This is a genomic window from Aromatoleum buckelii, from assembly GCF_012910785.2.
GTDB lineage: Bacteria > Pseudomonadota > Gammaproteobacteria > Burkholderiales > Rhodocyclaceae > Aromatoleum > Aromatoleum buckelii.
The window spans coordinates 1141360-1160900 of sequence record NZ_WTVH02000010.1 but is presented as its reverse complement, the minus strand read 5'-3'; the positions used below and the strand labels follow the sequence as shown (position 1 = coordinate 1160900).

Below are 19541 nucleotides of genomic sequence, written 5' to 3'. Positions count from 1 at the left end.
TGCCAAAGCTTCGACAAGCTCGACCCGAATGTATTTGGTCGAGTCAATGGCAGCCGCGCCGGCCGGAAATCGTTCGACGCGCGGGCAGGATCAGCTTCCCTGCGGCAACGCCGCAATTTCCGCGAGCGCCGAGAGCGGAACGCGTACCCATTCCGGACGGTTGTCCAGTTCGTAACGCAGTTCGTAGAGCAGTTTCTCGATGACGAACAGCGTCACGAAATCCGCGGCGACGGCCGCGTCCGACGGAACGGAAGGCAGCGGCGCGACGACCTCGCCGTACGCCTGCATGAAGCTCCGGACCACCCCCTCCTTCCACTCGACCAGCGCCCGCGTGAGCGCATCAGCGTGCTCGGGGCGCGCCTGGAGGTGGTGGTATCCGACTGTGCGCACCGCGTAGTCGAACGAACGCAGCATGCCGGCGATGTCCCGCAGCGGCGAATGCTTGCACCGCCGCTCGTCGATCGGCCGGGCCGGCTCGCCCTCGAAATCGACGATGACGAAATCGTTCTGCGCGATCAGCACCTGCCCGAGATGCAGGTCGCCGTGCAGCCGCGTTTTCACGAGGCCGGGTGACGCCAGGTCGAGCCCGACGAGTCTCGCGACCAGCGGGGGGCGCGCTGCAAGCACCTGCCTCGCCTCGTTGCGGACACGCTCGTCCAGACGCGGCAACGCCGCTTCGAGAAGGCTCAGCGTGCGCTCGACATCGCCGATCACCTGCGCACGCCACGTTTCGGCTTCAGCGTCACCGAGCGGTTCCGGGACAAACGCCGGATCAGTGCCGTGCGCGAACGCCGCATGCATCTCGCCGATACGCCGCCCGAGCGTCTGCGCGAGCAGCAGGTAGACTCGGTCCATCCCCTCGGCCTCGGCTTCGTCGACTGCCGCAGCAGGCCAGGTATCGGGAGAAAAGAGCCGGTCCAGATGATTCAGCGTGTAATCCCACGCGTTGCCCTGGTTATCGACGAATTCCTGCAGCATCGCCAGCGCCGCCGCCCGGCCATCGGGCGCGATGTATTCGACCGAACCGGCGACCGCGGCGACGCGAGAAAATCCCGGCGCGCTGCCGAGGAAATAGCCGACTTCGATTTCCGGGTTGGTGCCGAACTGCAGGCGCCGGTAACCTTTCAGGTACAGCCGCGAGCCGAAGAACACGCCGGTGTTGGTCTGCTCCTGCAGCGGCTGGCGCACCTCGTCGTCGAGCGCCTCGGCAAGCCGCGCATAGTGTTCGCTCGCCGTGAAGCGCAGACTGCCGCCGCCCAGCGGCTGCGGTCCGCCCCCGCCGATGCTCTGGCCGAGCGCGCGGCAATACACCGGATCGATGAACGCGTCGTACAGGATGCCGATGCGCGCTTTCTCGCGAACGCGGGCGAGCGCCGCCGCGCCGAAGCGATCGACCGGGTTGTCACCGGCGGTCTCCCACGCGATGCCGAGCGGCAGGAAGTACAGGTGCGACGATCCGCCCGCCAGGCTGACTTCGAGCAGCGCGAGCAGCCAGTTGCCGCCGCCGGCAGCCCATTCCTGCTCCTCGACGACTTCGATGCGCGTCACCGCCTCGCCTTTCGCGGCGAACCACCGTCGCGCCTGCAGATACGGCAGCAGCACTTCGTTCTGCAGCTGGTCGCGGCTCCGAGTGGCGATCGCGCGACGCACCGCGCTGCCGCCCTGATGTCCGCGGAAGAACGTGCGCCAGCCTTCGGTGAGCACGAGGATTGGCAGCTCGGTCTGCGGCAGCCGCTCCTCGTGCCAGTTCGGCGCCGGCGCATCGGCGGACAGCTCGAAGGCGAAAAAGCCGTGGCCGGCGAGCGTCAGCAGATACGGCAGCTTGCCGACGGGCGGGAACGGCACGCGGCCGACGATCTCGACCGGCACGCGGCCCTCGAAGCGCGCGAGGTCGAGTTCGACCGCCTGCGGCGTGCGCGCGAGGTTCGCGACGCACAGCACGCTCTGGTCGCGATATTCGCGCAGGTAGGCGAGCACCTTGCGGTTGCCGGGTTCGAGGAATCGCAGCGTGCCGCGGCCGAATGCCTTCGAGCCGTTCCTCATCGCGATCAGCCGCCGCGTGAAGTTCAGCAGCGAATGCGGGTTGCGCGCCTGCGCTTCGACGTTGATCGCCTGGAAGCCGTAGATCGGGTCCATGATCGGCGGCAGGTAGAGCTGCTGCGGGTCGGCACGCGAGAACCCGGCGTTGCGGTCCGGCGTCCATTGCATCGGCGTGCGCACGCCGTCGCGGTCGCCGAGAAAGACGTTGTCGCCCATGCCGAGCTCGTCGCCGTAATAGATGATCGGCGAGCCGGGCATCGTCAGCAGCAGGAAGCTCATCAGCTCGATGCGGTCGCGGCTGTTCTCGAGCAGCGGTGCAAGACGCCGCCGGATGCCGACGTTGATGCGCATGCGCGGGTCGTTGGCGAAGAACTGCCACATGTAGTCGCGCTCGCGGTCGGTGACCATCTCGAGCGTCAGCTCGTCGTGGTTCCTCAGGAAGATCGCCCACTGGCAGTTTTCGGGGATGTCCGGCGTCTGGCGCATGATGTCGACAACCGGGAAGCGGTCTTCCTGCGCGACCGCCATGAAGAGCCGCGGCATCAGCGGGAAGTGGTAAGCCATGTGGCATTCGTCGCCGTCGCCGAAATACTCGCGCACGTCTTCGGGCCACTGGTTCGCTTCGGCGAGCAGCACGCGGCCGCGGTAGTGCGCGTCGATGCATTTCCTGATCTCGCGGATCACGTCGTGCGTCTCGGGCAGATTCTCGTTGTTCGTGCCTTCGCGTTCGCGCAGGTACGGCACCGCGTCGAGGCGGAAGCCGTCGACGCCCATGTCGAGCCAGAAGCGCATCGTGCGCAGCACCGCCTTGAGGACGTGCGGGTTCTCGAAGTTGAGGTCCGGCTGGTGGCTGAAGAAGCGGTGCCAGTAGTACGACTTCGCCACCGGGTCCCACGCCCAGTTCGACGTCTCGGTGTCGGTGAAGATGATGCGCGTGCCGCTGTAACGCGTCGGATCATCGCTCCACACGTAGTAGTTGCGCTTCGACGACCCTGCCGGGGCGCGGCGTGCGGCCTGGAACCATGCGTGCTGGTCGGAGGTGTGGTTGACGACGAGCTCGGTGATGACGCGCAGGCCGCGCCGATGCGCTTCGCGGACGAACTGACGGAAATCGGCGCGCGTGCCATATGCCGGCAGTACGCCGTGGTAGTCGGCGACGTCGTAGCCGTCGTCCTTCAGCGGCGACGGGTAGAACGGCAGCAGCCAGATCGTGTTGACGCCGAGGTCGCGGATGTAGTCGAGCTTGCGCGTCAGACCGTTGAAGTCGCCGACGCCGTCGTCATTGGCGTCGAAGAACGCCTTGACGTGCAGCTCGTACACCACCGCGTCCTTGTACCAGAGCCCGTCGTCGGTTTCCTTGTCCGGCGCGGCCATTGCGGGCAACAGATCCATCGTCGACAGCCCTTACAGGAAGTAGTCGAAATCGCGTTCGCTGCGCACGCGGCGGCGCAGCACGAAAAGGTGTGCCGGAACGCGCTGCGGGTCGAGCCGCACGAAGTTGCGCGCGCTGCTCCACAGGTAGCGCGCGCCGGACAGCAGGTCGTGCATCTGGAAGCTCGTCCCGGCGACGATGCCGAGCGCGTCGAGGTCGAGTTCGAGCCAGCCCGAATGGACGTTGTGCGGATCGAGATTCGCGACGACGACGATGATGTTGTCACCTGCCTCCGCCGTCTTCGAGTACGCGATCAGCTGGTCGTTGTCGATGGGCAGGAAACGCAGCGACGTGTTGTCATGCAGCGCCGGATTGTCGCGGCGCACGCGATTGACGCGCCCGATCAGCGCGGCGAGGCTGTCGGGCCGATCGAGGTCCCATTCGCGCAGCTGGTATTTCTCGGAATTGAGATATTCCTCGCTGCCCGGCTCGCGCGGCACGTGCTCCATCAGCTCGAAGGCGGGGCCGTAGATGCCGTAGGTCGCTGCGAGCGTCGCCGCGAGCACGAGGCGCACGACGAAGGCCGGCCGCCCACCCAGCTGCAGATATTCGGGCAGGATGTCGGGCGTATTGGGCCAGACGTTCGGGCGGAAGTAATCGGCGCCTGGGCCGTGCGCGAGCTCGGTGAAATACTCGGTGAGCTCGGCGCGCGTGTTGCGCCACGTGAAGTACGTGTACGACTGCGTGAAGCCGAGCTTCGCGAGCCGGTGCATGACGCGCGGCCGCGTGAAGGCTTCGGCGAGGAAGATCGCGTCCGGATGATCACCGCGGATGCTCGCGATCGCCCATTCCCAGAACGGAAAAGCCTTGGTGTGCGGATTATCGACGCGGAATATTCGCACGCCGTCTGCGATCCAGTGGCGGAAGATGCCGGCGAGCGCTTCCCACATCGCCTGCCAGTCGCCGGTCTCGAAGTCGAACGGGTAGATGTCCTGGTATTTCTTCGGCGGGTTCTCGGCGTACTGCACACTCCCGTCGGGCCGGCGGCGAAACCATTCGGGATGCTCGGCGACCCACGGATGATCCGGCGCGCACTGCAGCGCGATGTCGAGCGCGAGCTCGACGCCGTGCTCTCGCGCACGCGCAATCAGAAAGCGCAAATCGTCGACCGTGCCGAGCAGCGGGTGCACCGCAAGGTGTCCGCCTTCCGCGGCGCCGATCGCCCACGGGCTGCCGACGTCATCCGGCCCGGCGGCGAGCGTGTTGTTCGGCCCCTTGCGCCGCTCCCGGCCGACCGGATGGATCGGCGGCAGGTACAGCACGTCGAAGCCCATCGCGGCGATATCGGCGAGACGGTCGGCGCAGCTGCGCAGCGTTCCGTGCGCCCCGGCGACCGGCGCGGTCGACCGCGGGAAAAGCTCGTACCACGCGCCGAAGCGCGCGAGCGGACGGTCGATATCGAGCGGCAGCATCGGGTGGACGGCAGCGAAGCGGCGGTCCGGATGGCGTGCCGCGATCTCGCCGAAGCGCGCATCGAGCCCCAGCGCCTTGAGCGCCTGCGCATCCGCGCCTTCGGCCTGGCTCGCGTCGCGCAGCCGCCGCGCCCACGCCGCGAGCCGCTCGCGGTCGTCGCCGATCGTCGCGCGTTCGGCGGTCTCCTCGATCAGGTCGGCGCCGATCAGGCTCGCCATGCGGATGTCGTCGGGCTCGACACGCCGCGCGAGATCCCGGCGCCACGACTCGAACGCATCGACCCACGCCGTGACGGTGTACCAGCAGCGCCCGATCTCGCCGAGCCTGATGCGCCCGCGCCAGCGGTCGTTGCCGATCGCCGTCATCGGCACCGCGTGCCACTGCTCGTCCTCGTCGCGCCGCCAGCACAGCATCGCGAGCACCGCGTCGTGACCATCCGCGAAGCAGTCGGCCTCGACGTCGAACTCGTCGCCAACGACGCGCTTGACAGCGAAGCGACCGCCGTCGACCTGCGGCGTGACCGATTCGATGACTGCGCGAATCCGCCCTTCGTCCGGCACGCGGCGCGCATCCTCCATTACGTCAGGTGTCCGGGCGCGCATCGTCGACCTCCGGAATCAGGAACAGCACTGCGAGCGGCGGCAACGTCAGCGTCAGCGACTGGTAATGGCCGTGCGCAGGCACCGGCACGGTTTCGGCGCCGCCGAGGTTGCCCGCCCCGCTGCCGCCGTACAGCGTCGCGTCGCTGTTGAGGGCTTCGCGCCAGAACCCGGCGCGCGGCACGCCGAGCGTGTAGTTCGGCCGCGTCACGGGCGTGAAATTGCATACGACGAGGACGGTCGCGCCATTGCGCGACTTGCGCAGGAACGACAGCACGCTGTTTTCGCTGTCGTCGCTGTCAATCCACTGGAACCCGGCTTCGTCGAAGTCGAGCTCGTGCAGCGCGGCGCGTTCGCGATACAAGCGGTTCAGGTCGCCGACCCAGTGCCGCAATCCGGCGTGTTCCGGCCGGTCGAGCACCCACCATTCGAGTTCGCCCTCGTGCGTCCATTCGCGCCGCTGGCCGAACTCGCCGCCCATGAACAGCAGCTTCTTGCCCGGATGCGCCCACATGTAGCCGAACAGCGCGCGCAGCCCGGCGAACTGCTGCCAGTCGTCGCCGGGCATCTTGCCGATCAGCGAGCCCTTGCCGTAGACGACTTCGTCGTGCGACAGCGGCAGCACGAAGTTCTCGTGGAACGCGTACCAGATCGAGAACGTGATCCGGCCGTGGTGGAACTTGCGGAACAGCGGGTCGTGGCGGAAATAGTCGAGCGAGTCGTGCATCCAGCCCATGTTCCATTTCATGCCGAAGCCCAGGCCGCCGACATACAGCGGGCGCGACACCATCGGCCACGCGGTCGACTCTTCGGCGATCGTCTGCACGCCGGGGTGGTCGCGATACACCGCCTCGTTGAGCCGCCGCAGGAACGCGACCGCGTCGAGATTCTCCCGGCCGCCATAGCGGTTCGGCACCCACTCGCCGTGCTGGCGACCGTAGTCGAGATACAGCATCGACGCGACGGCATCGACGCGCAGCCCGTCGATATGGAAGCGTTCGAGCCAGAACAGCGCGGAAGACAGCAGGAACGCGCACACCTCGTGGCGCCCGTAATTGAAGATGCACGAATGCCATTCCGGGTGGAAGCCCTGGCGCGGGTCCGCATGCTCGTACAGGTAGGTGCCGTCGAACTCGGCCAAGCCGTGCGCATCGCTCGGAAAATGCGACGGCACCCAGTCGAGGATCACGCCGACGCCCGCCTGGTGCAGCGTGTCGATCAGGAACATCAGGTCGTCTGGCGTGCCGTAGCGCGCGGTCGCGGCAAAATAGCCGGTCGTCTGGTAGCCCCACGAGCCGTAGAACGGATGCTCCGAGAGCGGCATCAGTTCGACATGCGTGAAGCCGCACTCGACGACATACGCGGCGAGTTGCGGCGCGATGTCGCGGTAGCCCGGCAGCGCGCCGTCCGGCCCGCGACGCCACGAGCCGAGGTGCAGTTCGTAGATGCTGAACGGCGCATCGAGCGCGTTCGCGCCCGCCCGCCCGGCCATCCACGCGTCGTCCTCCCAGCGGTAACTGCTGCGCCACGCGCGCGAGCCGGTCGCAGGCGGGACCTCCGCATACAGCGCGAACGGGTCGGCCTTCTCGGCGATGTGCCCGTCGTGGCCCGCGACGCGGTACTTGTAGATGTCGCCGGCCGCGACGCCGCCAACAAAACCTTCCCAGATGCCCGAGCCATCGTCACGCGCACGCAGCACTGCATCGTCGCGCCACGCATTGAAGCTCCCGATCACCGATACCGCACGCGCGTTCGGCGCCCAAACGGCGAAATGCGCGCCGGCCTCGTCTAGCTGGCAGCCGAGCTTTTCGTAGAGGCGGCCGTGCGAGCCTTCCCGGAACAGGTAGATGTCGTGCTCGGAGAGGCGGCTGTGCGTCGTCGTGGCGTCCATCCGGCCCCCCTCGTCAGCGGATCCGCTCGATCGCGGCGCCCGCGCCGTGGACAGGGGAACCGGTCGCGCGGGGCGTGCCATTGCGCATCGCTTGCAGCGCGCGGCGCTCCTCCTCGATCTCGCCCGCGGTGCGCACGCCCAGGCGCCGGAACAGCGGCAGCGGCGGGCACCAGCCCTGCAGCGCATGCTGCAGCAGAAACGCGCCGACGAGCGCGGGCAGCGCCAGGAAGCGACGATCGACGAACAGCGCCAGCGCGGTGCCGGCGAGCATCACCGAGGCCGCATTCGCCTCGAGCGTGCGCTCGATGTCCCACTCCTCGTCCAGTTCCGCCAGCCGCCGGTCGATTTGCGCCGGCCCACCGAGCGACGCGCGCTCGATGTTCTCCCGGGTAAGCTGTCGGATCCGCTGGTTGATGTGGGCGGCGGTGTGCGCCGGGACGCGGTCTACGGTCGATGACAACATGGCTGCCTCCTGAAAGCTGAAAGCGCTAAGAGCGGACGCGAGGGCCGGGCCGGCAAAGCAGCAGCCTCGCCGTCGCGGCCCTGTCGCCGTTCGCAAGCGCCGTGCCTTGGCGTCCCAGGCCGGTCAGGCCACTTCGAGCCAGTGCAGACTGAACAGGCGTGCCGCGTCGGTCCAGTACCTGCGCGGCACAAACCCCGCCTGTTCGGCCAGCGAGCGGAACCCGTCGATCGTGTACTTGTAGGAATTCTCGGTATGCAGCGTCTCGCCGGCGGCGAAACGGAATTCCCGCCCGGCAACCCGCACCCGCTGCGCGGCGAGACTCACCAGATGCATTTCGACGCGTCGCGCAAGCGGCTGGTAGAACGCGTAATGGGCAAAACCGTCCTCGGCGAAGTCCGCACCGAGCTCGCGGTTTGCCCGCGCCAGCAGATTCTTGTTGAATGCCGCAGTGACGCCCTGCGAGTCGTTGTAGGCGGCGTGCAAAAGCGCCGGATCCTTGACCAGGTCGACGCCGATCAGCAGGCCGCCGCCGTCCAGCAACGCAGCGGCCATGGCGAGGAATCCGGTGGCCTCTTCCGGGGCGAAATTGCCGATCGTCGAGCCGGGGAAAAAACCGACACGCCGCCGCACCGCGGAGATGCTTGGCGGAAGATCGAACGCATGCGTGTAGTCGGCGACGATCGGCCGGACGTCGAGCCGCGGGTAATCCGCGCTCAGCCGGCTCGCGGCCTGCCGCAGATGTTCGCCCGAGATGTCGACCGGAACGTACGCGCGCGGCCGTTGCAGCGCGTCGAGCAGCCGCCGCACCTTGCGGCCCGACCCCGCGCCGAACTCGACGAGTTCGACGTCTGGGCCGATGAGCCCGGCCAGTTCGGCTGTGTGGCGTTCGAGAAGGTCGAATTCCACGCGCGTCGGGTAATACTCCGGCAGCGTGCAGATACGGTCGAACAGCGCCGAACCTTCGGCGTCGTAAAAAAACTTGCACGACACCTGTTTCGGTGTCGCTGCGAGGCCGGCAAGCAACGCACTGCAGAAGTCGTCGTCCTCGGCTCCATCCCGCAGCGGATGCCGCGCCCCATCTGTCGTCGGTGCTTTCCACAGCGGGCCTTTGCCCGGGTCACTCATCTGCATCGGCGTCCCCTTGCAATCGTCCGGCACCGGCCGCGGAAGGGGCCAGCCCTCGGGCGCATGGCAAAACCATGGCCCGATTTTCCCAGTGTAGTAGGACAAGCGCGCAAGCGAACCCGCAGCATCGCCCCGGGGCCAGGGTATGCCCAAAAGCCTGGCCTACCTGCGGTCCCGCTCGCGCTCGCCCGGAGACTTGTTCATGTCACCGCGCAAGGCGGGATCGTTCATGTCGGGCCAGTTCTTCTCGTCGAAGCCCCGGCTCGTGTCCAGGCCCTCGCGCGACTCCTTGAGCACGATCTTCTCGTCGTCCGTCGAAAACTCGAACGACGACAGGGGAAGCGGAATCAGCTTGTCGTCGGCGCTCCACGCCTTGTCGAGATCGACCACCGCATACGGCACCGTTCCGTCCGCGAGGCTTACGACGAGATCCTTGATTTCGCCCGCGTTGCGCTTCTCGCGGTCCTCGACCTTGACGTCGAGCAGCTTGCTGGCTTGCATCAGCTGCGGATCGGGTCCGAGTTCGGCGGGCCGGTCGGTCTTGAAATACTCATCGACGCTGCGGCGATACGAATCGACGTCCCAGTCCGGCCAGTTGCTCGGCCCGAACCCAGGAGCCGCTTCGAGCCTCGAGCGTTCGATGTCGAGTATCAGCTCGTCCTTGCCCGGCCCCCACCGGAGCATGCTCACGGGATAAGCAAAGAGCTTGTCGGCGATCCCCGCGATGCCGCCGAACGACAGCACTGCATAATGCGCCGTCGCGTTTCGCACATCCACGATGAGGTCCTTGATTTCGCCAAGCTTTTCGCCCACCGGATTCTTGACTTCGGCGCCGATCAGCTTGCTTGCCCGGGCAACACGCGATTGGGCCGCTGCGGCGTTCGGGGCAGCGGCTGGCGGCGCTTCGCGCGTCGACGTCGCGGGGGGTGCCGGACGTTCTTCGGCTGCGTGTCCCACGTAGGCAGGCAGCCCCACGGCCGCAGCCGCGATCGCAGCGATCAATTTGCGCTTGGTCTTGGTATTCATATTCATCTCGATCCCTCCTTATGACGCAGTGCGATGGAGCGCCACCCCCTCCCCGGGTCGAGCTCCCGCCCCTGCCTCGCCGAAGCAAGCGGAAGGCCCGCCTGTCATTCGCGCGGCGCAATCGTCCTGCAATACCGGGTGCAACAACTACACGGCCTTGTAAGAAGCGCCTGGCGACCTGCTCGGCCCGCGCCAATCACGCGTGCCCGTCCCCGCAGCATCCGACCGATTCTGCAATGCGGCCAATTCGGCCCGGCATCCCGATTGCAGCAGCGCAAGCTCGTCCTTAGCAGGAAACCCGAATGCCGCATCCCTTGCTGGAAGTTCTGCAGCCGCGGACGATCGTCGTGTTCCGCGCGCTGCAACTGGGCGACATGCTGTGTGCGGTGCCCGCGCTGCGCGCGTTGCGCGCAGCCTGTCCGCACGCGCACATCACGCTCGTCGGCCTGCCGTGGGCCGCGGCGTTTGCCGCCCGCTACCCTCGCCATCTCGACGATTTCGTCGCCTTTCCCGGCTTTCCGGGCCTGCCGGAACAACCCCCCGATTCCGCCGCGCTGTCCGAGTTCCTCGACGGGATGCGGGCGCGGCGAGCCGATCTGGCGATCCAGATGCATGGCAACGGCACGATCACGAACCCGCTCGTCGCCCAGTTCGGCGCGCGGTTCAATGCCGGCTTCGGCGCTCCGGGCAGTGGCGACAGGGCGTTCCTGCCCTATCCCGACGACGGCGCGGAGATCCGGCGTCTGCTGGCGCTGATGCGCTTTCTCGGCGCCCCGCCTGTCGGGGAACACCTGGAGTTTCCGCTCACCGCTGCCGACCACGCCGAACTCGCGGCGAGCAGCGTCGCTGAAGGCCTGCGGCCGGATGGGTACGTTTGTCTGCACGCTGGCGCACGAGCAGCGGAACGGCGCTGGCCGCCCGAGCGGTTCGCCGCGGTTGGCGATGCCTTGCATGACGACTGCGGCTTGCCGCTGGTGCTGACCGGCTCGCAGTACGAGACTTCGATCACCGCTGCGGTAAAGGCTGCGATGCGCGCTCCCGCGATCGATGCTGCGGCGCCGATCTCCGCCGGTGCCCTTGCGGCCCTGCTGGGCGGCGCGCGGCTGCTGGTGTGCAACGACACCGGCGTCGCGCATCTCGCCGCGGCGCTCAAACTGCCGTGCGTGATCCTCTTCCGGGCGTCGGAGATCGCGCGCTGGGCGCCGCTCGATCGGGCGCTGCATCGACCGGTATGGGCGCCGGCGCGCGACCGAGGGGCTCAGGGCGGTGGCGACGAAGACCTCAGCGAGGTGCTGGCGCAGGCGCGGGCACTGCTGGCAATGCCTGCGTATCGCGCCGCAGCTCCAGCGCCAGCTCCGTGACTTCGGCAGCCGCAACTTTGGCGAAACGCGAGGGCGCAGCCTTGCCTGCCGAACCCGTCATCGTGCCTCCAGCTTCGTGCGCAGCACGCGTGGCGCATCGACGTCACGCCGCGGTACCGTCGTCGCCAGTTCCTGGTGGTAAGCGCCCGACGGGATGATGCCGCAACCGCCGTCGCGTGCCATGACCCGCAGCTGCGCGAACACGTCCTCGCCGCAGTGCTCGGGGGGCAGCTCGCGCCAGAATTCGAATCCGCCCGCAGCCTCGAGCTTCGCCCGGTCGAACAGCACGCAGCCGCCGACCCACGCGACACGATAGAGCCGTTGCCGGTCCGGCGTCAGGCCGAGATTCGTCTGCACGTGGTACAGGTTGGCAGCACTGTGCAACTCGTGGCGCGCCCACGCCGGACTGTCCGGCAGCACCTCTTCGGGCTCGACCGGACCATCCCAGAACTCGATGTTCTGCTGGTGCGGCCGTCGGTCCGCGGCATGGCTCAGGCCGATCAGGGCGCTGCCGACGAAGCCGCAGCCCTGCTCCCGGATCGCCTTCAGCAGACGCTCGACGAGATCCGGCTCGACGACGACATCATCGTCGAGAAACAGCACATACGGCGCCTGCGCCTGCGCGAGCAGGAAATGGCGCTGCTCGGCGAGACCGCGGCGCGGCAGGTGACGGTGGAACTCGACAACATGCCCTTTAGCGGCGAGAAGCCGCACGACCGCCTGCACTTCGGACGAGGCCTCGGCGCTGCGACGCTCGCCCTGGTCGGACACCACGATCCGCAGTGCACCGAGGCTTTGCGCGAAAAGCGAGGTCAGCGTCACGGCGAGCGCAGCGGGCCGGTCGCAAGTCGGGATCAGCACATCCACGGCGAAGGGCGTCTTCGCCGCCGCCGTATCGTTCGCCGGGCGCGAGCGGCGGTACAGCTCGGGGTTCAGCGACGGATCGTTGTACATCTTGAACTGCCGGTACGTCCTGAAACGCGCGACTCCGCAGCTCGCTTCCTGCAGCAGGCGGTCGAGACAAGCCGCCAGGTCCTCGCGCTGCGCGACCAGCGTCGCGAGCTTGTCGGAGCACCGCTGCATGTGCTCGACCCCGGCCTCGCGACGTTGCGACGCTTGGCGCATGTGGTGGATCTTCAGCGCCAGAATCGACAGCCGGTCGATGATCGCACCCGCGGTCTCGCTCGACAGCCGCGCATCGGGAGCGGGTGTCGGCACGACCCGCTCGAGGGCCGCAAGAAGACAATCGTCCAGCGCCTCGACCGCGTCGTTGCGCCGCTGGTTCAACGCGTCGATGTTGCGCTTGCAACGCACGATCTCGTCGTCCGGCACGTCGGTGCGCCGCGCCCGGTCCTCTTCGCGCCACAACGCCGTGTTGCTGCGGTGGTTTTCCTCGATCCACTGCCACCAACCGGCCGGCTCGGCAGGCAATGGGGCGTCCCGGCCGGCAAGGAGACCATCGTGAAACGCGACGATGAAGCCGGATTGCAGTTCCAAGCGCGAAGCGAGGTTTGCCGAAGCAGTCGCGGCTGCGGTTCCCTCAGCCAAGTTTGCCAATCTCCGCAGATACCGAGACGGGGCTCTCATACTGCCGATCCGGGATCCGCTCGAGCGCGTCCATCACGTTCGCGTCGGCGCCTTTCTTGCGCGCCTGTTCGACAAGCTCCTGCTTCCCGACGGGGTAATCCAGGCCGCCGAGAAACTTCTGAACCTGAACCGGGTTCGGTACTGCCTGGTCCGACGTCGTTTCGTCTTTCTGCTGGCTGGCCATGATTGTCTCCTGGAGTGGCACGGGGCCAGCCTCGTGCAATCGGAATGCCCGCCGCGCTCCTGCCCCCGCCCCAAGTCCCACGCCCCAGCCTGAAAACCCTTACAACACCGCCGCCAACCTTACACGGTCACCGCCCCGCAATCCCGCGCACGACATGGCGTCCGATCGCCATTGCCGCCGTGAGGCCGGGCGATTCGATGCCGAACAGGTGAATGAGTCCCGGCACGCCATGCCGATCGGGCCCGTCGATGCGAAAATCCGCATCCGGCATGCCGGGGCCGGCGATCTTCGGGCGCACGCCGGCATATCCCGGCACGAGCCGTCCGTCTTCGAGCGCCGGCCACCAGTTGCGGATCGCGGCGTAAAAACGCTGCGCTCGCGTCGGATCGACGTCGTAGGCGGGCGCGTCGATCCATTCGACATCCGGTCCGAACTTCGCCTGCCCGCCCAGATCGAGCGTCAGATGCACGCCAAGCCCGCCGGGCTCGGGGATCGGATAGATCAGCCGCGAGAACGGCGCCTTGCCGCTCAAGGCGAAATACATGCCGCGCGCGAACCACGCCTGGGGCAGACTTTCAGCGGTCGGGCCGCCGAGGCGATGGCCCAGCGCCACGGCGTCGAGGCCGGATGCGTTGATGACCCAGCGCGCGCGCAGATCGGTCTCGTGCTCGCCGCCGACCTGCAGCACCATGCCTTCTGAATCGGAATATCCGCCGAGCACCGGACTGCCGAACGCGAACATCGCCCCGTCGCGCTCGGCGTCGCCGAGCAGCGCGAGCATCAGCGCGTGGCTATCCACAATGCCGGTCGAAGGCGACAGCAGCGCCGCGTAGACGTCCAGCGCCGGTTCAAGCGCGGCAACTGCCGCACGATCGAGCTCGCGCAGGTCGCCCACGCCATTGGCTTCGGCGCGCGCGCGGATCTGCCGCAGCGCTTCGACTTGTTCGGCCCGCGCGGCGACGACGAGCTTGCCGCAGCGCGCGTACGGGATCGCCCGCTCCTGGCAGAACGCGTAAAGCATTTCGCGTCCCTCGACGCATAAGCGCGCCCTGAGCGAGCCGGGCGCATAGTAAAGACCGGCGTGGATCACTTCGCTGTTGCGCGAGCTCACGCCGGTTCCGAAAGTCGATTCGCGCTCGATCACGACAACTTCGCGTCCGGCCCCGGCGAACGCGCGGGCGCACGCGAGGCCGACCACGCCTGCCCCGATGACCGCGCAATCGATGGTCTCCATCCCCTTCCTCCACGAGTTCTTTCCAGTGGCGCAGATCGCACGCCAGAGATACGCAGCCACGAACAACGGTCTCCCGTCGACCATGGCCACGGAGCTGACTGGATTTGAAGTCCGGTCAATGCCGGAAAATCCGGGAACATCCGCCTCAGCCCCGATCGCCTGGAGGTCTTCTGAGTGCCAGGGACATCCCGAGCGGCTTTAGGAGAGGACAGGCATCACCGCAGGACCGTCATCCAGGATGGTGGCAAGAGGAGGTGGCATACAATGGGAAGAGCCACATTTTCCAAGTCCTTGATAGAACTGAAAAATGTGGCTCTTGAATGCTTATGGCGGAGAGGGTGGGATTCGAACCCACGGTAGGCTCGCACCTACGCCTGATTTCGAGTCAGGTACATTCGACCACTCTGCCACCTCTCCGCGTCCCGCGATCGTCTCACGGGAGGGCGCATTATACGTACACGATCGGTATCAAACAAGAAATAACTTCGCATGGCGAACGGTGTTTCAGTGTCTTGCCCGGAAAGCGAACAAGGACCTGCGCGCCGCTGACGAAGATTGGTGCCCCGAGTGTCGTTGCCTCCCGACATATGCTCGCGCAAAATCCGGGGTCGCCTCTGGGGAGTGCCTTCTTGCCTGTCTTTCTGTTCATTGCGCTGTTCGCGCTGTCCGGATGCACACCCGAGGCGACTCCGCAACGGGTCGGGGACTATCGGGCGGCCGGCGAACTGCGCGTCGCGACTCGGCTGGATGCGATTTCCTACCGTCAGGAGGCGCAGGGCGAGGCGTCCGGATTCGAACACGACCTGCTGCAGAAACTGGGGCAACGCCTCGACGTGCCAGTGCGTTTCATCGTGTATCCCGATGCCCCGCGGGCGCTCGACGCGGTCCTCAACGGCGAGGTGCATCTCGCCGCGGCCGGAATCGCCCGCAACGAACGCTTTCCGTTGCGGTGGTCGGCTCCGCTGCGAGAGGTGGACTATGTACTGGTCGGGCGTTCGGACGGCCGGGAGATCGGCAGCGAGGACGATCTCGCCGGTCGAACCATAAGCATGCGGCGCGGTTCCCCGCCCGTCGAGGCACTCGAGCGAGTCCGCAAGCGCGTTCCCGGCCTCACTCTGCACTTTCCGGCCAAGCTTGGCGATGAGGCGCTGCTCGAGGAGTTGGGACAGCGCAAACTCGATCTCGTCGCCACCGACCGGGTGCATTTCGCACTGGCAGCACAAACCGAGCCGACCGTCGTAATTGCCTACGACCTGCCGGTTCGGTCGGAAATCGCATGGGCCCTGCCGATCGACGAGGAGAGCCTGGGCGCCGAGGTCGACGCCTTTCTCGCCAGCGCCCGCGAAAGCGCGCTGCTCGCCCGGATCGCCGATCGCTACTTCGGCCACATCCGCCGCCTCGACGACCAGGACGTGGCGGTTTTTCTGGACCACATGCGCACGCGCCTACCCGCCTATCGCCGGCATTTCCATGACGCGCAGGCACGCACCGGCGTCGATTGGCGCTTTCTCGCCGCTCTCGCATACCAGGAATCGCGGTGGGACCCGCTCGCGACGTCGCGCACCGGGGTGCGGGGAATGATGATGCTGACTTCCGAGACCGCAGACCGGCTCGGCGTGGGCGACCGCCTCGATGCGCGCGAGAGCATTCTCGGCGGGGCGCGCTATTTTTCGATGCTGAGGGACCAGTTGCCCGGTGGGATTGCCGAACCCGACCGCTCTTGGATCGCGGTGGCAGCATACAACCTCGGCATGGGCCACATGAACGGCGCACGGGCGATCGCCCGCGGCATGGGCCGGGACGACACGACGTGGTGGGACATGAAAGCCGTCCTTCCGCTGCTGTCGCGAGCCGAATACGCGGCGCGGCTCAAGGCTGGCCCGGCGCGCGGCGGCGAGGCGGTGATCATGACCGAGAACATCCGCAACTTCCACGGCATTCTCGCGCGCCTCGAACCGCCCTACACCGCGCCGCTGCAGCCATCCGGCCTGAAGCTCGGCGGTGCCGGCGACTGAGATTTCAGCCGCGCGGCTCAAGCACCTCGATCCCGCCCATCCACGGCACCAGCGCCTTCGGCACGACGACCGAACCGTCGGCTTGCTGGTAGTTCTCGAGCACCGCGACGAGCGTCCTGCCGACTGCCAAGCCCGAACCGTTCAGCGTGTGCACCAGCTCGTTCTTGCCCTGCGCGTTGCGGAACCGGGCCTGCATGCGGCGCGCCTGAAACGCTCCGGTGCACGAGCACGACGAAATCTCGCGGTAGGTTTTCTGCGCCGGCAGCCACACTTCGAGGTCGTAGGTCTTGGCGGCGGAAAACCCCATGTCGCCGGTGCATAGCACGACTTTTCGATATGGCAGATCGAGCTTGCGCAGGATCGCTTCAGCATGGCCGGTGAGTTCCTCGAGCGCCGCCCATGACGCGTCCGGATGTTCGATCCGCACCAGTTCCACCTTGTCGAACTGGTGCTGGCGGATCATGCCGCGCGTGTCGCGACCGTAGCTACCTGCTTCGGAACGGAAGCACGGCGTGTGGCCGACGAACTTCAGCGGCAGCACGTCGTGCGCGAGCAGCTCGTTGCGCACGATGTTGGTGATCGGGACTTCCGCAGTCGGGATCAGGTAGAAACGCCCGTCGTCCTTCATGACGGAGAACAGGTCGGCCTCGAACTTGGGCAGCTGGCCGGTGCCGAACATGCTCTCCGGGTTGACGAGATAGGGGACGTGGACCTCGGTGTAGCCATGTTCGCGGGTATGCACGTCGAGCATGAACTGGGCGAGCGCGCGATGCAGGCGCGCGAGGCCGCCGCGCATCAGTGCGAAACGCGACCCCGAGATCTTCGCCGCGGTTTCGAAATCAAGTCCTCCGAGCCCGCTTCCGAGGTCGACGTGATCGCTCACCTCGAAGCCGAATTCCCGGGGCGTGCCCCAGCGGGCGACCTCGACGTTCGCCGACTCGTCGCGCCCCGGCGGCACGCTGTCGTGCGGGAGGTTCGGCAACCCGGCGACGAACGCATTGATCCGCTCGAGGAGCGCCGCCAGCGCCTGCTCGTTGGCCTTCAGCTCGTCGCCGATGCCCCCGACTTCAGCCATCACCGCCGAAGCGTCCTCTCCCCTGCCTTTCAGGACGCCGATCTGCTTCGACAGGCTGTTGCGGCGTGCCTGCAGGTCCTGGGTGCGGGTCTGCAGCGTCTTGCGCTCGTTCTCCATGGACTGAAACGCCGCAGCGTCGAAATTTGTTCCCCGTGCGGCAAGCGCTGTCGCGACGGCGTCAATCTGGGTGCGTAGAAGTTGGATATCAAGCATGACAATTCCGGAATTCGAGTGGATTCAATGGGAAAGCGGGGTTTTCTGGCAGGACATCTTCGGGGACCGCGCCGCTTTGTTCGCCGGCCTTTCGTCAGCCTCGCGAAGAGCTTGCGGCGATGCACAAATCCATTAATGGAATCAATCGTTTATATTCTTGGCGATCGATAAACTTTCCTTGCATTCGGCGCCCTGTATCTTAAGCTTAGTAAGCCAACACCGCGGAAGACGGTGTCCGCAACACTAGAGGAGAAGAGGCCGATGTTGTCCATTAGAGACTGCCTTGATTATTGCGATTTGACGGATGACGAAGTTGCGCTCGTTGCAGAACACGAGGGCATTCCCGAGGGTGCCGCTGCGCAAGTCGTGTGCGGCATGGTGCAAACCCCGGAAGGGGTGCTGATGTTGACGACCTACATGCAAGACCTCATCGAGCGAGCCACCGAACGTGGGGATCTCGAAAGGGCCGAGCGGGCCAAGAATGTACGCGCCCGCTTCATGGCCGACCACCCTCTCCCGCACTGAAAGCTGCTCCTCCGCATTGATCGGCTGTCAACTCGCGTCCTTCGGGACGCGCATAGCCATCTGCTCGTCGAGTTCGCGCAGATGCTCGAGTTTTGCCGCGATCCGCGCTTCGAGTCCGTACTGCGTCGGGCGATACCATCCTGGCGCCTTCATGCCGTCGGGCAGGTAGTTTTCGCCAGCGGCGTACGCTTCGGGTTCGTCATGCGCGTAGCGATAAGCCTTGCCATGGCCCAGTTCCTTCATCAGGCGAGTGGGAGCGTTGCGCAGATGTAGCGGCACCGGACGCGAGACGTCCTGCGCGACGTGTTTTCGCGCAGCGTTGTAGGCTTTGTAGACCGCGTTGGATTTCGCCGCGCAGGCAAGGAAGACCGTCGCTTCGGCAAGCGCCAGTTCCCCTTCCGGAGAACCGAGCCGTTCGTAGGTCGCGCATGCGTTCAACGCGATTTCGAGGGCGCGCGGATCGGCGAGCCCGATGTCCTCGGTCGCCATGCGGATCAGGCGCCGTCCGAGATAGAGTGCGTCCGCTCCGCCGTCCAGCATCCGGCACAGCCAGTAAAGGGCGGCATCCGGATTCGAACCCCGCACCGATTTGTGTAGTGCCGATATCTGGTCGTAGAACGCTTCGCCTCCCTTGTCGAAACGTCGCAGGCGAGTCGATAGCGCCTCGTCGACAAACTCGGGCGTCACCGTGACTATCCCTGCGGTTTCCGCAGCAACCTCGACCTGCTCGATGAGGTTCATCAAGCGCCGCGCGTCGCCGTCGGCAAAGCCGATCATGCGTTCACGCGCGGCCGGCGCAAATTCCAGCTGCGGACACGCCAGCAGGCGGGCGCGCTCGAACAGTTCCCCCAACGCTTCGTCGTCGAGGGGTTCGAGCACATAGACCGCCGCGCGCGACAGCAGCGCCGAATTGACTTCGAACGACGGATTCTCGGTCGTCGCGCCGATCAGCGTCACGACGCCTTGCTCGACATAAGGCAGAAACGCGTCCTGCTGCGCCTTGTTGAAGCGATGCACCTCGTCGACGAACAGGATCGTGTGGCGTCCGCGCGCCTTTTCAGTCTGCGCGTGCGCGACCGCTTCGCGAATGTCCTTGACTCCGGAGAACACCGCCGATAGTGCGATGAATTCCGCATCGAAGGCCTGCGCCATCAGGCGTGCGAGCGTCGTCTTGCCCACACCCGGAGGTCCCCACAGGATCATCGAATGCAGCTTGCCGGATTCGAAGGCGAGCCGCAGCGGCTTGCCGGGACCGAGCAGATGGCGCTGGCCGGCGACCTCGGCGAGCGTCGTCGGGCGCATCCGCTCGGCGAGCGGTACGCGCGGCGGCTCGACGTCGTCGAAAAGATCCGCCATCC

At 66.6% G+C, this 19541-nt stretch carries 14 protein-coding genes and 1 tRNA gene; 3 read left to right on the top strand and 12 right to left on the bottom strand.

Annotated features, from left to right (window positions below; translation table 11 throughout):
* Positions 1-90: 90 nt before the first annotated feature.
* The 6 genes from treS to GO608_RS16065 all read right to left on the bottom strand — a co-directional run bounded on the left by treS (position 91) and on the right by GO608_RS16065 (position 9995).
* Complete coding sequence (treS, locus tag GO608_RS16090) at positions 91-3432, bottom strand: maltose alpha-D-glucosyltransferase (protein ID WP_211159390.1); 3342 nt, start codon at positions 3430-3432, stop codon at positions 91-93.
* A 12-nt stretch (positions 3433-3444) separates the two neighbouring features.
* Positions 3445-5487, bottom strand: a complete 2043-nt coding sequence (locus tag GO608_RS16085; RefSeq protein WP_169198620.1) for an alpha-1,4-glucan--maltose-1-phosphate maltosyltransferase — start codon at positions 5485-5487, stop codon at positions 3445-3447.
* On the bottom strand, positions 5468-7375 hold the full coding sequence (gene glgB, locus GO608_RS16080; protein WP_169198619.1) for a 1,4-alpha-glucan branching protein GlgB: 1908 nt from the start codon (positions 7373-7375) through the stop codon (positions 5468-5470). Before glgB ends, GO608_RS16085 begins: the two co-directional genes overlap by 20 nt.
* Before the next feature lie 13 nt (positions 7376-7388).
* On the bottom strand, positions 7389-7838 hold the full coding sequence (locus tag GO608_RS16075; RefSeq protein ID WP_169198618.1) for a YgaP family membrane protein: 450 nt from the start codon (positions 7836-7838) through the stop codon (positions 7389-7391).
* Between the two features lie 123 nt (positions 7839-7961).
* Positions 7962-8969 carry an L-histidine N(alpha)-methyltransferase gene (egtD, locus tag GO608_RS16070; RefSeq protein ID WP_169198617.1) on the bottom strand — a complete coding sequence of 336 codons (1008 nt, stop codon included), beginning with the start codon at positions 8967-8969 and terminating at the stop codon, positions 7962-7964.
* A gap of 156 nt (positions 8970-9125) precedes the next feature.
* Positions 9126-9995: a PRC-barrel domain-containing protein gene (locus GO608_RS16065; protein ID WP_169198616.1), complete on the bottom strand. Its 870-nt coding sequence runs from the start codon at positions 9993-9995 to the stop codon at positions 9126-9128.
* 296 nt (positions 9996-10291) lie between these two features.
* Here GO608_RS16065 and GO608_RS16060 point away from each other — a divergent pair, with 296 nt between their 5' ends.
* On the top strand, positions 10292-11350 hold the full coding sequence (locus GO608_RS16060) for a glycosyltransferase family 9 protein (protein ID WP_169198615.1): 1059 nt from the start codon (positions 10292-10294) through the stop codon (positions 11348-11350).
* 57 nt (positions 11351-11407) lie between these two features.
* Here the strand turns inward: GO608_RS16060 and GO608_RS16055 are convergent, their stop codons facing one another.
* The 4 genes from GO608_RS16055 to GO608_RS16040 all read right to left on the bottom strand — a co-directional run bounded on the left by GO608_RS16055 (position 11408) and on the right by GO608_RS16040 (position 14772).
* Positions 11408-12898, bottom strand: coding sequence for a DUF4254 domain-containing protein (locus tag GO608_RS16055; protein ID WP_169198614.1), 1491 nt, complete (start codon positions 12896-12898; stop codon positions 11408-11410).
* The gene (locus GO608_RS16050) at positions 12891-13121 is read right to left on the bottom strand and encodes a DUF2795 domain-containing protein (RefSeq protein WP_169198613.1); all 231 of its coding nucleotides are present in this window, start codon (positions 13119-13121) and stop codon (positions 12891-12893) included. The genes GO608_RS16055 and GO608_RS16050 overlap by 8 nt, the downstream gene beginning before the upstream one ends.
* 127 nt (positions 13122-13248) lie before the next feature.
* Complete coding sequence (locus tag GO608_RS16045; protein WP_169200201.1) at positions 13249-14355, bottom strand: NAD(P)/FAD-dependent oxidoreductase; 1107 nt, start codon at positions 14353-14355, stop codon at positions 13249-13251.
* A gap of 327 nt (positions 14356-14682) precedes the next feature.
* Positions 14683-14772, bottom strand: a tRNA-Ser gene (locus tag GO608_RS16040).
* A gap of 212 nt (positions 14773-14984) precedes the next feature.
* Between GO608_RS16040 and mltF the strand changes: the two genes are divergently transcribed.
* Entirely contained in the window at positions 14985-16370 is a 1386-nt protein-coding gene (mltF, locus tag GO608_RS16035; protein WP_247003207.1) for a membrane-bound lytic murein transglycosylase MltF, read from the top strand.
* A 4-nt stretch (positions 16371-16374) separates the two neighbouring features.
* On the opposite strand, the gene serS is transcribed toward mltF, so the two are convergent.
* Complete coding sequence (gene serS / locus GO608_RS16030; RefSeq protein WP_169200199.1) at positions 16375-17658, bottom strand: serine--tRNA ligase; 1284 nt, start codon at positions 17656-17658, stop codon at positions 16375-16377.
* Positions 17659-17919: 261 nt separating this feature from the next.
* Between serS and GO608_RS16025 the strand changes: the two genes are divergently transcribed.
* Positions 17920-18183 carry a hypothetical protein gene (locus GO608_RS16025; protein ID WP_169200198.1) on the top strand — a complete coding sequence of 88 codons (264 nt, stop codon included), beginning with the start codon at positions 17920-17922 and terminating at the stop codon, positions 18181-18183.
* Between the two features lie 27 nt (positions 18184-18210).
* On the opposite strand, the gene GO608_RS16020 is transcribed toward GO608_RS16025, so the two are convergent.
* Positions 18211-19539, bottom strand: coding sequence for a replication-associated recombination protein A (locus GO608_RS16020; RefSeq protein ID WP_169200197.1), 1329 nt, complete (start codon positions 19537-19539; stop codon positions 18211-18213).
* Between the last annotated feature and the right edge of the window lie 2 nt (positions 19540-19541).